Genomic DNA, 13,314 nt, shown 5'->3' on the forward strand with positions numbered 1-13,314 from the left:
ACCGGAATCCGCCCGTTGGAACGGTGCGTTTGTTCCCCCGGTGCATCCCCAAGGCAAGGACCCGTTTTGTCTCCCACATCCTCCACGTTCAGAGCCCTGCGTCATCACAATTACCGGCTCTGGGCGGGAGCTGATCTCGTCTCCGTCACCGGCACCTGGATGCAGGTGCTGGGCGTCAACTGGCTCATCCTCACCCTGACCGGCTCGGCGACCAGCGTCGGCCTGAGCCTGGTCATGCAGGCGCTGCCGACGCTGCTGCTGGGCATGTGGGGCGGCGCGCTGGCCGACCGGCTGCCCAGCCGGCCGGTGGTGGTCGCCGCCCAGCTCGCGCAGGCCGCGCTCGCCGCGGTGCTGGCGGTGCTGGCGTTCGCGGACGTGCGCTCCGTGCTGCCCCTCTACGGCGTCGCGCTGGCCGGAGGGCTGGTCTCCGCGCTGGGCGGCCCCGCGCTCGGCCGGTTCGGCGCCGAGGTGGTGCCGCCCGTCGACCTGCCGAACGCGATGGCGCTCGGCTCGATACTCAACTCCGCCGGCCGCATCCTGGGCATGAGCCTGGCCGGCGTGCTGCTGCCGCTCACCGGCATGGGCGGGCTCTTCGTCATCAACGCCGCCAGCTTCTTCGTGGTGATCGCGGCCGTGGCGGCCATGCGGCGCGCGGAGTTCCACGTGCTGGCCGCCGCCGAGCGGCAGCCGGGCGCCGTGGCGGACGGGCTGCGGTACGTGCTGCGCACGCCGTGGCTGCTGGCCGTCCTGGCACTCTGGTTCGTCTCGGGCAGCGTCGGGCGCAACTACCAGGTCACCATGGCGGCCATGAGCGCCGGCCCCCTCGACTCGGGCGCCGGTGGGTACGGCCTGCTGTCCACGGTCTTCGCCGTCGGCACCGTGCTGGGCGGTTTCCTGGCCGCCACCAGGGCGCACCTGACGTTCAGGCTGCTGCTGATCACCACGTTCGTCACGGGCGTGGCGCAGTCGCTGAGCGGGCTGATGCCCTCGTTGTGGACGTTCGCGCTCATGATGGTGCCGATCGCGGCCGGCGCGGTGGCGCTCGACACCACCGTCTCCGCCAGGGCGCAGCTCGACAGCCCCGAGGAGATGCGCGGCCGGGTCATCGCGGCCCTGTCCATCGTCAGCGCGGGGGCGGGCGCGGCCGGCGGGCCGCTGCTCGGCTGGCTCAGCGACACGCTCGGCCCGCGGGTCGCACTGGAGATCGGCGGCGTGTCCTGCGTGGCGGCGGCCCTGCTCACGGCCGTGGCGCTGGCCCGGCTGTCCGGGCGCACCTTCAGGCAGGCCGTCACGGTACGGCCGAGCCTCGAGAACGCCTGACCCCCCGGGAATTTTTGCCTTACCCCTCTTGGCTGGATCTCTGTGAGCAGGTAACCTACAACTGAAGTTAGAGGTTAACTGCAACCGAGATCCCAGCGAGGAGGGTGGACCATGTTGTTGACCTCGATCGACCCGTTCTTCCAGGAGTTCGAGCGGCAGTTCAACCGGCTGGCCCGGCAGACCTTCGACAACAGCGGCGGCGCCGTGATGCCGATGGACGGGCTGCGCCGCGCGGACGACGTGCTCCTGCGCTTCGACCTGCCCGGCATCGACCCCGACTCCATCGAGGTGACGGTGGACCGCGGCGTCCTCAGCGTCAGCGCCCGCCGCGAGGAGGAGGTCGCCGAGGACGAGCGGCTGTTCGTCAGGGAGCGCACCATGGGCACGTTCACCCGGCGGGTCTACCTGTCGGAGCACCTCGACAGCGACAAGATCGACGCCGGGTACGCCAACGGCGTGCTCACCGTCCGCATCCCGGTCCTGGAGCGGGCCAAGCCGCGTAAGGTGGCGATCCAGCGCGGCGAGGCCAAGGCCATCAAGGCCTGATGCGCGCGGTCCGGGGGCGGGGGTTCGACCCGCCCCCGCGCCACGAGGAGAATGGGAGCATGCCGGACCTGCCCTTCGACGACGAACACGCGCCGCTCTACTCCCTCGGGCAGGTCGCGGAGATGCTCCAGGTCCAGCAGGCGTTCCTGCGGCGGCTCGACCAGCACGACGTCATCAGGCCGAGCCGGTCGAGCGGCGGGCAGCGGCGTTACTCGCGCCGCGACATCATCGTCGTGCAACACGTGACGCGCATGACCCAGGAGGGCATGACGCTCATCGCCATCCGCCGCATCCTGGAGCTGGAGCGCGAGGTCGCGGTGCTGCGCCGCGAGCTCAAGGAGGCCCGCGCCCGGCTGCGCGAGCAGGCTGGGCCCGACGCGCGGTGAGCGCGAAGGACGGGCGCGAGAGGTGGTGAGCGCCCGGCCGGGTGTGCCGGGCGCGTACCCTCGTGACGTGCACAACACCCGATACGCGCCCTCCGGCATGGTGTGCAGCGTCGACCACCTGGCCTCGGCGGCCGGGCTGACGATGCTGGAGCGCGGCGGATCCGCCGCGGACGCGGCCATCGCCGTCAACGCCGTGCTCGCCGTCGTCGCCCCGCACCTGTGCGGTCTCGGCGGCGACCTGTTCGCCCTGGTGCACGAGCCGGGCCGCAGGGGCGAGGTGAGCGCGCTCAACGCCTCCGGACGGGCGGGGTCCGGTGCGGATCCCGCCCGGCTGCGTGCCGAGGGCCACACGCGCATGCCGCACCTGCACGACATCAGGTCCGTTCCGGTGCCCGGCTGCGTGGACGGCTGGGCGGCGCTGCACGAGCGGCACGGCCGCCTGCCGCTGGCGGAGCTGCTCGCGCCCGCGATCCGGCTGGCCGATCACGGGTTCCCCGCCTCGCCGCTGATGGTGGCCGGCGCCCCGGGCGCGGCCCGGCGGCCCGGGGGCGCCGACTTCGCCGCCGTACGCGCCGCGGGCGACCGCATGACCAGGCCGGGCGTGGCCCGCGCGCTGCGTGCCGTGGCCGAGCGCGGCAGGGACGGCTTCTACCTGGGCGAGTTCGGCCAGGGGCTGATCGGGCTGGGCGCCGGCGAGTACACCGAGGCGGATCTGGCCGCGCCGGGCGCCGACTGGGTGGAGCCGCTGAAGGTGCGCGTGTACGGCCACGACGTCTGGTCGATGCCGCCCAACTCGCAGGGCTACCTGCTGCTGCGCTCGCTGGCCATCGCCGAGGGCCTCGACCTGCCCGCCTCGCCCCGTCATCCCGGCTGGGCCCACCTGCTGGCCGAGTCCGCCAGGGTGGCCGGGTACGACCGGCTCGACGTGCTGCACGAGGCCGCCAAGGACCTGCTCGACCCGGCCGAGACGGCCAGGCGGCGGGCCCTGGTCGATCCGCGCTCCCGGCTGCGGCTGCGGGCCCCGGCCGAGGCGGGCGACACGACGTACCTGTGCGTGGTCGACTCCGACGGCATGGGCGTGTCGCTGATCCAGTCGAACGCCTCCGGGTTCGGCAGCATGCTCTTCGAACCCCGTACCGGCATCAACCTGCACAACCGCGGCATCGGCTTCTCCCTCAAGCCCGGCCACCCCGCCGAGTACGGGCCAGGCAGGCGCCCGCCGCACACCCTGACGCCCGCGCTGATCACCCGCCGCGACGGCACGCTGCGCTCGGTCGTCGGCACGATGGGCGGCGACGCGCAACCGCAGATCCTGCTGCAGGTCATCACCCGCCTGCTGCTGCACGGCGAGGAGCCGGGGCAGGCGATCGCGGCCCCGCGCTGGCGGCTGGGCACCGGCGGCACCGGCTTCGACACCTGGGACGCGCCCGACGACGCCGTGCTCGACCTGGAGGAGGGCGCGAGCTGGGGCGACGGGCTGGCCGCGATCGGGCACCGGGTGGCGGCGCTGCCGTACGGGAGCTCGTTCGGCCACGCCCACCTGATCGACGTGCGCGCCGACGGCATGCTGGCAGGCGCCGCGGACCCCCGTTCACTGGTCGGTTCCGCGATTGGACGGTGACCGTCCGGGTAGCGAGCCACACCATGGCTACGGACGTCATCACTCTCATCACGCAGGACCACAGGGTCGTGGAAGGCATCTTCGACAAGCTCAAGAAGGGGCAGGGTGACCAGAAGGCCCTCGTCTCCGAGCTGCACGCCCTCCTGATCGCGCACGCGCGCGCCGAGGAGGACCGCGTCTATCCCGGCATCGACGCCCACCACAGCGTCGAGGAGCACAAGGAGGCGGAGGTCCTGCTCGACTCGCTCGTCCGCGCGCAGCCGGGCACGGCCGAGTTCGCCAAGGCTCTCGACGAGCTCGTCGAATCCATCAACCACCACGTCGAGGAGGAGGAGACCAAGCTCCTGCCCTCACTGAAGAAGTCGGCCGACGCCAAGGAGCTGGAGCGGCTCGGCAAGGCGTTCCAGCAGCGCAGGGCCGAGGAGCTGGCGGCACTGGGCTCCCCCTCCGCCTCCGCCTCGCCGGACGAGCCCACCAAGGCCGAGCTGTACGAGCAGGCGAAGCAGGCCGACATCCCCGGCCGCTCCCAGATGGACAAGGAAGAGTTGGCGCAGGCCATACAGCAGGGCAAGTCCTAGGATTTCGGTCCGCACTGTGGGTAGGAGGCGCGTATGACCGAAACACCTCCGAACCGGCACGGCATGGCGGACGAGCAGGAGATCGAAGTCACCGAGTGGACTGACGATCTCGGCCTCCACCACGAGGTCGTCGAGGATGACCCGCAGCGCCGGGACACCCTGGACGAACGCCTGCGCCGGGAGGCGCCCGAGCGCCTGCGCGAGCCCCGGCCCAAGCACCGGCTCACCCAGCCGGACGAAGGGCTGGAGCCGGACCGGGACGACGAGGAGATCGGCGTGGACTACCTCGACGACAACGACGACATGTCCGCCGAGGAACGCGCGGTCCGCATCGATCCCGACGAGAACCTCACGTGAGGCGTTCCAGCGCGGGCACCAGCGCATGCAGGTCGTCGACGATCACGTCGGCGGCCTGCGCCGCTGGGCGGTCGGCGTGCAGGTAGCCCCACGGGCCTCGGCGCAGCAGCGCCGTGCGCATGCCCGCCGCGGCCGCCGGGAGCACGTCGTTGTCGAGCCGGTCGCCCACGTAGAGGATCTCGGCCGGCTCCCGGCCCGCGACCGCGGCCACCTTGGCGAAGAAGCCCGCCTCCGGCTTGGACACCCCCCACCCCTCCGAGGTGTGCACCGAGTCGGCCGGCAGGTCCATCGCGACGAGCGCGTCATAGGCCCGGCGAGGCTGGTTGCCGGCGATGATCACCTGGTAGCCGGCCGCTCCGATGGCGGACAGGGCCTCGCGCACGTCCGGATAGAGGTCGTCGGCGTCGAAGTGGTTGCGCAGGCCGTCAGGCTCGTCCCGCTCCCAGGCGGCCTCCTCGCTGTCCAGGTCGAACCCCGGGCGGATGAGCCGGAAGGCGTCACCGTGCGGGCGGTCGAGCGCGGCCATCCCGCCGAGCAGGCCCATCAGCAGGAAGTGGCTGACGCCCAGCCGCTCGGCCCACCGCGACCAGATGCGCGTCTCGCTGATCAGCGTCTCGCCGACGTCGAACACCACTGCCTTGATCATCGATCCCCCTGCACGCACGTTTCACCTCAGTTGTCCGGCCACTAGGCGACACCGGACGAAGTATCTGCAAGGGGGATTTTTCCATGCATTCATCGCGTGACGCGAAGGACCGCCAGCTCGACGAGCACCGCGTCCCTCTCGACGACCTCAACATGACCACCGACCAGGGCATCCGGGTCGACGACACGGACAACTCGCTCAAGGCCGGCACTCGCGGGCCGACCCTCATGGAGGACTTCCACTTCCGCGAGAAGATCACCCGCTTCGACCACGAGCGCATCCCCGAGCGGGTGGTGCACGCCAGGGGCTCGGGCGCGTACGGGATCTTCGAGCTGTACGAGCCGCTCGGCGACCTCACCTCCGCCGAGTTCCTCAACGACACCTCGGTCAAGACCCCCACCTTCGTGCGCTTCTCGACCGTGGCCGGCTTCCGCGGCTCCGCCGACACCGTACGCGACGTGCGCGGCTTCGCCACGAAGTTCTACACCACCCAGGGCAACTTCGACCTGGTCGGCAACAACATCCCCGTCTTCTTCATCCAGGACGGCATCAAGTTCCCCGACTTCGTGCACGCCGTCAAGCCCGAGCCGCACAACGAGATCCCGCAGGCGCAGTCGGCGCACGACACGTTCTGGGACTTCATCCAGCTCCAGCCCGAGTCGCTGCACATGATCATGTGGGTGATGTCCGACCGGGCCATCCCGCGCAGCTACCGGATGATGCAGGGGTTCGGGGTGCACACGTTCCGGCTGGTGAACGCCTCGGGGAAGGGCACGTTCGTCAAGTGGCACTGGCGGCCGAAGCTGGGGACGTACTCGCTGGTGTGGGACGAGGTGCTGCGCATCCAGGGCAACGACCCCGACTTCAACCGCCGCGACCTGTGGGAGGCGATCGAGCGCGGTGTGTACCCGGAGTTCGAGCTGTGCGTGCAGCTCGTGCCCGAGGAGCGCGAGCACGACTTCGACTTCGACCTGCTCGACCCCACGAAGATCATCCCTGAGGAGCAGGTGCCGTTGCGGGCCATCGGCAAGATGACCCTCAACCGCAACCCGCAGAACTTCCACGCCGAGACCGAGCAGGTCGCCTTCCACACGGCCAACGTCGTGCCCGGCATCGACTTCACCAACGACCCGCTGCTCCAGGCCAGGAACTTCTCCTACCTCGACACCCAGCTCCTGCGCCTCGGCGGGCCCAACTTCCCGCAGATCCCGATCAACCGCCCGATCGCCCCCGTCCGCAACGACCAGCGCGACGGCTTCCACCAGCACCTCATCCACGAGTCGCGCACCAGCTACGCCCCCAACTCCATCAGCGGCGGCTGCCCCGCGGCCGTGGACGGCTACCGGCACTACCAGGAGAAGGTGGAAGGCTCCAAGATCCGTAAGCGCAGCCCCAGCTTCGAGGACCACTACAGCCAGGCCACGCTGTTCTGGAACAGCATGGCCGACTGGGAGAAGCGGCACATCGTCTCGGCGTTCCTGTTCGAGCTGGGGCACGTGGAGCGCAAGCACATCAAGGAGGCCATGGTCGTGCACTGCGGCAAGATCCACCCGGACCTCGGCGCCGCGGTCGCCCAGGGCCTCGGCCTGCCCACGCCGGGCGGCGGCCAGGTGCACTCCCACACCTCCCCCGCGCTCAGCATGACCGACCAGCCCCGCGGCGTCGCCACCCGTAAGATCGCCATCCTGATGGCCAACGGGACGGACGCCGCCGCCGTCACCGCCTTCCGCCAGGCCCTGGAGGGCCAGGGGGCCATCTGCGAGATCGTGGCGCCGCGCGAGGGAGAGATCGGCGGCCTGCCGGTGGACCGGCAGCTCACCGCGGCCAGCTCGGTCCTCTACGACGCCGTGGTGGCGGCGGACGGCGCCGCGCTGGCCTCCTCCGCCCGGGCCGTCTTCTTCGTGCTGGAGGCCTTCCGGCACGGCAAGGCCGTCGGGGGCGTGGGGTCCGGGCGGCAGCTCGTGGAGGCGGCGCGGCTGCCGAACGACGTGGGGGTGATCGTGGGCGACGACATCGCGACCGCCTTCGCGGAGGCGGTGGCGGGGCATCGCTTCTACGACCGGGACGTGTCGGGGGTGCCCGCCTGAGGCTCGCGCCGGGCCGCTTCCGCTGCTAGCGGAGGCGGCCCCTGGATCGGCTCCGGGCTCGACACCTCCATGATCAGGGCGTGAGCTTCTCCAGCGCCTTGGCGATCCGCTTCTCCGACACAGGCGTGGGAGTGCCGAGCGTCTGGGCGAAGAAGCTCACCCGCAGCTCCTCGATCATCCACCGGATCTCCACCACGTCCGGATCCCCGCGCCGCGCCGGATGCAGCCGCTCCAGCACGTCGTGATAGTCGTCCTCGACCTTGTGCACCCGGTCCATCCACTCCTGATCCCGCCACGGCTCCTCGGGCAGCTTGGTGAGCCGGCGGTCGATCGCCCGGATGTATCGCAGGATGTCCGACAGCCGCCGATAGCCGGTGGCCGTCACGAAGCCCGCGTACACGAGCTTGCCGAGCTGGTCCCGTACGTCCCGCGTGGCCGCACCGGCCCGCAGGGTGTCCAGGCGCACGTTCGACTCGTGCCAGACGCTGAGGATCTGCTCCACCTTCGCCAGCACGTCCTGCGCCGTGTCGTACAGGTGGGCCCGCACGTGCTGGTAGAGGCGGTCGAAGCCGACCGGGTCCCAGGCCGGGCCGCCGGCGTCGAGCATGAGCTTGTCGACGGCGGCGTTGACCACGTCGTCGAACAGGGCCACCGCGCCGCCGTGGGGGCTGCGTGACAGGGCCAGCTTGGCCTGGTTGGACAGGCCGCCGAGCAGCGACTTGGCCGGGTTGGTGACGTTGAGCAGGAGCAGGCGGCGCACGCCGGGCCAGTGGGAGCGGCGCTGCTCGGCCTGGGTCTCGAAGATCTTGATGGAGACGGAGTCGCCCGCGTCCACCAGGGCCGGGTAGCCCTTCATGCGGCCCTGCTCGAAGACCTTGGGCAGGGTGCCGAAGCTCCAGGTGTGCAGGCCGGTCTGCTCCAGGTCGTCGCCCGCCTGGGAGAGGGTCTGGCGCAGGCGGGGCGCCAGGCGGCGCTTGAGCGCGTCGAGGTCCTTGTCCTCGGCCACCGTGCGCCTGCGCTCGTCGATCACCCGGTAGGTGATACGCAGGTGGTCGGGCACCTGGTCGAGCTGCCAGGCGTCGCGCGGCACCCGGATGCCCGTCAGGCGCAGCAGCTCGCGTTCGACGGCCTCCAGCAGCGGCTCGGCACCCTGCTTGACGCCGGCGAGCACCTGCTTGGCGTAGTTGGGGGCGGGCACGAAGTTGCGGCGCAGGTTCTTCGGCAGGGAGCGGATCAGCGCGGTGATCAGCTCCTCGCGCAGGCCGGGGATCTGCCAGTCGAAGCCGTCGGAGCTGACCTGGTTGAGCACCTGGAGCGGCACGTGCACGGTGACGCCGTCGGCGTCGGCGCCCGGCTCGAACTGGTAGGTCAGCTTCATCCGCTGGCCGAGCTGTTTCCAGGTGTCGGGGTAGTCGCGGGCGCTGATGTCGGCACCCTCGTTGACCAGCATCTCCGGCGAGAACGTGAGCAGGTCCGGCTGCTCCTGCCTGGCCTGCTTCCACCAGGAGTCGAAGTGGCGGGCCGAGACCACCTCGGCCGGCACCCGCTGGTCGTAGAAGTCGAACAGGGCCTCGTCGTCGACCATGATGTCGCGGCGGCGGGCGCGGTTCTCCAGCTCCTCGACCTCGCCGAGCAGCCGGCGGTTGTCCTTGAGGAACTTGTGGTGGGTGTCCCAGTCGCCCTCGACCAGCGCGTGCCTGATGAACAGCTCGCGCGACAGGTCGGGGTCGATGCGGCCGTAGTTGACCTTGCGGCCGGTCACCAGCGGCACGCCGTACAGCGTGACCTTCTCCAGGGCGATCACGGCGCCCTGGTTCTTCTCCCAGTGCGGCTCGGAGTAGGTGCGCTTGACGAGGTGCTGGGCGAGCGGCTCGACCCAGTCGGGCTCGATCTTGGCGTTGACCCTGGCCCACAGGCGGGAGGTCTCGACGAGCTCGGCCGACATGATCCACTGCGGCTGCTTCTTGGCCAGCGCCGAGCCGGGGAAGATGGCGAAGCGGGCGTTGCGGGCGCCGAGGTACTCCTGGATCGGCCTGCGCCCGTCGGCGCCACGCTTCTCGATCACGTCCTTGACGCCGATGTGCGACAGCAGGCCGACCAGCAGCGAGGTGTGCACGTGGTGCGGGTCGGCCGGGCTGCTGTTGGGGTGGGCGCCGAGCGACTGGCGGATCTGGCTGTAGATGTCCTGCCACTCGCGTACGCGCAGGTAGTTGAGGAACTCGGCCTTGCACAGCCGGCGGAACGCGCTGGAGGACAGCTCCTGCTGCTTCTCGCGCAGGTAGTTCCACAGGTTGAGGTAGGCCAGGAAGTCGGACTCGGGGTCGGCGAAGCGGCGGTGCTTCTCGTCGGCCTGCTGCTGCTTGTCGGAGGGGCGCTCGCGCGGGTCCTGGATGGACAGGGCGGCGGCGATCACCATGACCTCGCGCAGGCAGCCGTTCTTCTCGGCCTCCAGGACCATGCGGCCCAGGCGCGGGTCCACCGGGAGCTGCGCGAGCTTGCGGCCGACGCCGGTCAGCTTGTTCTGGGCGTCGAACGCGCCCAGCTCGTGCAGCAGGCTGACGCCGTCCTTGACCTGGCGGCGGTCGGGCGGCTCGACGAACGGGAACGCCTCGATGTCGCCGAGCCCGATCGAGGTCATCTGGAGGATGACGGAGGCCAGGTTGGTCCGCAGGATCTCGGGGTCGGTGAACTCCGGCCGGCTGAGGAAGTCCTCCTCCTCGTACAGGCGGATGCAGATGCCGTCGGACGTCCGCCCGGAGCGGCCCTTGCGCTGGTTGGCGCTGGCCTGCGAGATGGGCTCGATCGGCAGGCGCTGGACCTTGGTGCGGTGGCTGTAGCGGGAGATGCGGGCGAAGCCGGGGTCCACGACGTACTTGATGCCGGGGACGGTGAGCGAGGTCTCGGCGACGTTGGTGGCCAGCACGACGCGGCGGCCGGTGTGGCGCTGGAAGACGCGGTGCTGCTCGGCGGCGCTGAGCCGGGCGTAGAGCGGCAGGATCTCGGTGTTGCGGAACTCCGCCTTGGCCAGGGCGTCGGCGGCGTCGCGGATCTCCCGCTCGCCCGACAGGAACACCAGGATGTCGCCGGGGCCCTCGCCGATCAGCTCCCTGCAGGCGTCGACGATGCCCTGCGTCTGGTCGTCGTCCTCCTCCAGCGGCCGGTAGCGCACCTCGACGGGGTAGGTGCGGCCGGAGACCTCGATGATCGGCGCGTCGTCGAAGTGGCGGGAGAACCGCTCGGGGTCGATGGTGGCGCTGGTGATGACGACCTTGAGGTCGGGGCGCTTGGGCAGGAGCTGTTTCAGGTAGCCGAGGATGAAGTCGATGTTGAGGCTGCGCTCGTGGGCCTCGTCGATGATCAGCGTGTCGTACTGGTCGAGCAGGCGGTCGTTCTGCAGCTCGGCCAGCAGGATGCCGTCGGTCATGAGCTTGACCAGGGTGCGGTCGCTGGCCTGGTCGGTGAAGCGGACCTTGTAGCCGACCACCTCGCCGAGGCCGGTGCCGAGCTCCTCGGCGATGCGCTCGGCGACCGTGCGGGCGGCGATGCGGCGGGGCTGGGTGTGGCCGATCAGCCCGCGTACGCCCCGGCCCAGCTCCAGGCAGATCTTGGGGATCTGGGTGGTCTTGCCGGAGCCGGTCTCGCCCGCGACGATGACGACCTGGTGGTCACGGATGGCCTCCAGGATGTCGTCCTTGCGCTGCGATACAGGCAGATTTTCCGGATATTTCACTACTGGTACGGCTTCGCGGCGCCGGACCAGCCGCTGCTCGGCGCGTTCCAGGTCGGCGAGGATCTCCGCGACGATCTTGTCGCGCGTGTCGCGGGAGCGCACGCGGCGCATGCCGTCGAGCCTGCGCCGCAACCGCCGCTGGTCGCGCGGCATGAGGTCGGGCAGGCGGGACTGGAGCTCGGCGAGTGGAGAGGACAACGAAGGCGTTCCCATACTGCTTTCAGGATATTTGAGCCCCGCGTCCCCGGAGCCAACCGCCCATGGTGCCTGACGCGCCCGCCTCGCGCATCCCAATATCGCCCGTGTCTAGCGATCGTGGATCGTGACCACGTACCCGTCGGGGTCGGCGAAGCTGAACGTCCGCCCGAAGGGGCCGTCCACCGGCGGGGTCACGATCGGCACGCCCGCCGCCTGGAGCTCGTCGTGCAGCCGCTGGGCGTCGCCTGCCTTGAGCCAGAGCGCGACGCCGGTCCCGGGGCGCTCGGGCAGCTCCACGCCGGGCAGCGGCTCGCGTACGGCGAAGGCGATGGGCTCGGTGGCGAACACGATCGCGTGCGGCGGGCTCACCGGGCTGCGTTCGAGCCCGAGGCGGGTCTCGTAGAAGGCGGCAGCCTGGTCGAGGTCGCGGACCTGCAGGGCGACGAAGTCGATTCCGGTGACGGTCATGGCACTCTCTTTCCATGTCAGAGTTTTGACATTAGCGAGCATATGTCAGAATTCTGACATGACGCAAGACGATGCCACCCGGACCGTCGGCTACCAGCTCAAGCGCGTGCAGGCCGCCCTCAGGGCCGTCATGGACGCCGCCCTGCGCGCCCACGGGCTCACCACACCGCAGTACGTGTGCCTGGAGCTGCTCGGACGGCAGCCCCAGCTGTCGAACGCGGAGCTGGCGCGCGGGGCGTTCGTGACGCGGCAGTCGATGAACGTGGTGCTGCGCAACCTGGAGGAGGCGGGGCTGGTCACGCGGCCCGCCACGGCTCCCTCGGGGCGCGCGCTGCCCACGCGGCTGACGGAGGCGGGGGAACGGGTGCTGGAGGCGGCCAGGGCCGACGTGCTGGCGATCGAGCGGCGGATGACGTCGGGGCTGGGCCGGGCTGAGACGGAGGTGCTGCTGCGGCAGCTCGACGGCATGGCCGAGGCGCTGTCCGGCCCGGAGTGACCGCCTGGGTGCGCCACGCCACACCCAGGCGCGCCGGAGATCGGGTGCCGTCAGGCGTCAGTGGACGCGTTGCATGCGGCCCGCCGCCGCGCGGGCGGCCCCGATGATCCCCGCCTGGTTCTGCAGCGCGGCGGGCACCACCGGGGTGTCCAGCCGGACGTGCGGCAGGAACTTGTCCGCCTTCTTGCTGACACCCCCGCCGATGACGATCAGCGACGGGGAGAACAACATCTCGACGTGGCGCAGGTAGTCCTCCACCCGCTCGGCCCACTTCTCCCAGCTCAGGTCGTGCTTCTCCCTGGCCCGGTCGGAGGCGTGGTGCTCGGCCTCCTTGCCGTTCAGCTCCAGGTGCCCCAGCTCGGTGTTGGGCACCAGCGTGCCGTCCACGAACAGGGCGCTGCCGATCCCGGTGCCGAAGGTCAGCATCAGGATCGTCCCCCGCCGCTCCCGCCCCACGCCGAAGCGCATCTCGGCCAGCCCGGCGGCGTCGGCGTCGTTGAGCACGGTGGCCCCGCCGAACAGCTGCGCCGCGTCCACCCCCACCCAGGAGCGGTCCACGTTGGCGGCCGTCTTGATCACCCCGTTCACCACGACCCCGGGGAAGGTCACCCCGACCGGACCGGTCCATCCGAAATGGCGGGAGATCGTCTCGACCACCGCGGCCACCTCGTCGGGAGCCGACGGCTGCGGTGTGGGAATGCGGAGCCGCTCTTCGAGCAGCTCACCGGCCTCTGTGTCGACGGGCGCGCCCTTGATCCCGGAGCCGCCGATGTCGATGCCCAGCACGTTCATGACTGTCTATCTTCCCCGCAGACGCAAATAACTCTATTTCTGGACCGGCTGAACCCCGACTCTTCCCTCCGCGTATCTCGCGTCACAAG

Annotated in this window: 12 protein-coding genes; 8 read left to right on the plus strand and 4 right to left on the minus strand. The window is 70.7% G+C overall.

The annotated features are described in order from the left end of the window. The first annotated feature begins 66 nt into the window (after positions 1 to 66). The 6 genes from LCN96_RS41980 (at position 67) to LCN96_RS42005 (ending at position 4,808) form a co-directional block, all read left to right on the plus strand. Entirely contained in the window at positions 67 to 1,320 is a 1,254-nt protein-coding gene (locus LCN96_RS41980) for an MFS transporter (protein WP_225267974.1), read from the plus strand. Between the two features lie 111 nt (positions 1,321 to 1,431). Then, on the plus strand, positions 1,432 to 1,866 hold the full coding sequence (locus LCN96_RS41985) for an Hsp20/alpha crystallin family protein (RefSeq protein WP_225267975.1): 435 nt from the start codon (positions 1,432 to 1,434) through the stop codon (positions 1,864 to 1,866). Between the two features lie 59 nt (positions 1,867 to 1,925). Beyond that, positions 1,926 to 2,252: a MerR family transcriptional regulator gene (locus LCN96_RS41990; protein WP_225267976.1), complete on the plus strand. Its 327-nt coding sequence runs from the start codon at positions 1,926 to 1,928 to the stop codon at positions 2,250 to 2,252. 67 nt (positions 2,253 to 2,319) lie between these two features. Then, a complete protein-coding gene (locus tag LCN96_RS41995) occupies positions 2,320 to 3,873 on the plus strand; it encodes a gamma-glutamyltransferase family protein (RefSeq protein WP_225267977.1) in 1,554 nt (517 codons plus the stop codon). Between the two features lie 23 nt (positions 3,874 to 3,896). Continuing rightward, the gene (locus tag LCN96_RS42000) at positions 3,897 to 4,451 is read left to right on the plus strand and encodes a hemerythrin domain-containing protein (protein ID WP_225267978.1); all 555 of its coding nucleotides are present in this window, start codon (positions 3,897 to 3,899) and stop codon (positions 4,449 to 4,451) included. Positions 4,452 to 4,484: 33 nt separating this feature from the next. After that, on the plus strand, positions 4,485 to 4,808 hold the full coding sequence (locus LCN96_RS42005) for a DUF5709 domain-containing protein (RefSeq protein ID WP_225267980.1): 324 nt from the start codon (positions 4,485 to 4,487) through the stop codon (positions 4,806 to 4,808). On the opposite strand, the gene LCN96_RS42010 is transcribed toward LCN96_RS42005, so the two are convergent. Next, the gene (locus LCN96_RS42010) at positions 4,801 to 5,454 is read right to left on the minus strand and encodes an HAD family hydrolase (protein WP_225267981.1); all 654 of its coding nucleotides are present in this window, start codon (positions 5,452 to 5,454) and stop codon (positions 4,801 to 4,803) included. The genes LCN96_RS42005 and LCN96_RS42010 overlap by 8 nt on opposite strands. A gap of 83 nt (positions 5,455 to 5,537) precedes the next feature. Between LCN96_RS42010 and LCN96_RS42015 the strand changes: the two genes are divergently transcribed. Continuing rightward, positions 5,538 to 7,541: a catalase gene (locus tag LCN96_RS42015; RefSeq protein ID WP_225267982.1), complete on the plus strand. Its 2,004-nt coding sequence runs from the start codon at positions 5,538 to 5,540 to the stop codon at positions 7,539 to 7,541. Positions 7,542 to 7,614: 73 nt separating this feature from the next. Here LCN96_RS42015 and hrpA read toward each other — a convergent pair whose 3' ends face one another. Beyond that, entirely contained in the window at positions 7,615 to 11,484 is a 3,870-nt protein-coding gene (gene hrpA / locus LCN96_RS42020; protein WP_225267983.1) for an ATP-dependent RNA helicase HrpA, read from the minus strand. A gap of 93 nt (positions 11,485 to 11,577) precedes the next feature. Beyond that, positions 11,578 to 11,937 (minus strand): VOC family protein, encoded by a 360-nt coding sequence (locus tag LCN96_RS42025; protein ID WP_225267984.1) that lies wholly within the window; start codon positions 11,935 to 11,937, stop codon positions 11,578 to 11,580. A gap of 58 nt (positions 11,938 to 11,995) precedes the next feature. On the opposite strand from LCN96_RS42025, the gene LCN96_RS42030 reads away from it, so the two are divergent. Next, on the plus strand, positions 11,996 to 12,433 hold the full coding sequence (locus LCN96_RS42030; RefSeq protein WP_225267985.1) for a MarR family winged helix-turn-helix transcriptional regulator: 438 nt from the start codon (positions 11,996 to 11,998) through the stop codon (positions 12,431 to 12,433). A 57-nt stretch (positions 12,434 to 12,490) separates the two neighbouring features. On the opposite strand, the gene ppgK is transcribed toward LCN96_RS42030, so the two are convergent. Then, positions 12,491 to 13,225: a polyphosphate--glucose phosphotransferase gene (gene ppgK / locus LCN96_RS42035; RefSeq protein WP_225267986.1), complete on the minus strand. Its 735-nt coding sequence runs from the start codon at positions 13,223 to 13,225 to the stop codon at positions 12,491 to 12,493. Between the last annotated feature and the right edge of the window lie 89 nt (positions 13,226 to 13,314).

Origin of the sequence: Nonomuraea gerenzanensis (assembly GCF_020215645.1) — a bacterium.
In the GTDB taxonomy this organism is placed as follows: Bacteria; Actinomycetota; Actinomycetes; order Streptosporangiales; family Streptosporangiaceae; genus Nonomuraea; species Nonomuraea gerenzanensis.

What these genes read in the sequence shown, in the direction of transcription:
- LCN96_RS42030 (WP_225267985.1), top strand. Translation starts at nt 11,996, where the DNA reads ATGACGCAAGACGATGCCACCCGGACCGTCGGCTACCAGCTCAAGCGC.
- ppgK (WP_225267986.1), bottom strand. Translation starts at nt 13,225, where the DNA reads ATGAACGTGCTGGGCATCGACATCGGCGGCTCCGGGATCAAGGGCGCG.
- LCN96_RS42000 (WP_225267978.1), top strand. Translation starts at nt 3,897, where the DNA reads ATGGCTACGGACGTCATCACTCTCATCACGCAGGACCACAGGGTCGTG.
- hrpA (WP_225267983.1), bottom strand. Translation starts at nt 11,484, where the DNA reads ATGGGAACGCCTTCGTTGTCCTCTCCACTCGCCGAGCTCCAGTCCCGC.
- LCN96_RS41990 (WP_225267976.1), top strand. Translation starts at nt 1,926, where the DNA reads ATGCCGGACCTGCCCTTCGACGACGAACACGCGCCGCTCTACTCCCTC.
- LCN96_RS42015 (WP_225267982.1), top strand. Translation starts at nt 5,538, where the DNA reads ATGCATTCATCGCGTGACGCGAAGGACCGCCAGCTCGACGAGCACCGC.
- LCN96_RS42005 (WP_225267980.1), top strand. Translation starts at nt 4,485, where the DNA reads ATGACCGAAACACCTCCGAACCGGCACGGCATGGCGGACGAGCAGGAG.
- LCN96_RS42025 (WP_225267984.1), bottom strand. Translation starts at nt 11,937, where the DNA reads ATGACCGTCACCGGAATCGACTTCGTCGCCCTGCAGGTCCGCGACCTC.
- LCN96_RS41985 (WP_225267975.1), top strand. Translation starts at nt 1,432, where the DNA reads ATGTTGTTGACCTCGATCGACCCGTTCTTCCAGGAGTTCGAGCGGCAG.
- LCN96_RS42010 (WP_225267981.1), bottom strand. Translation starts at nt 5,454, where the DNA reads ATGATCAAGGCAGTGGTGTTCGACGTCGGCGAGACGCTGATCAGCGAG.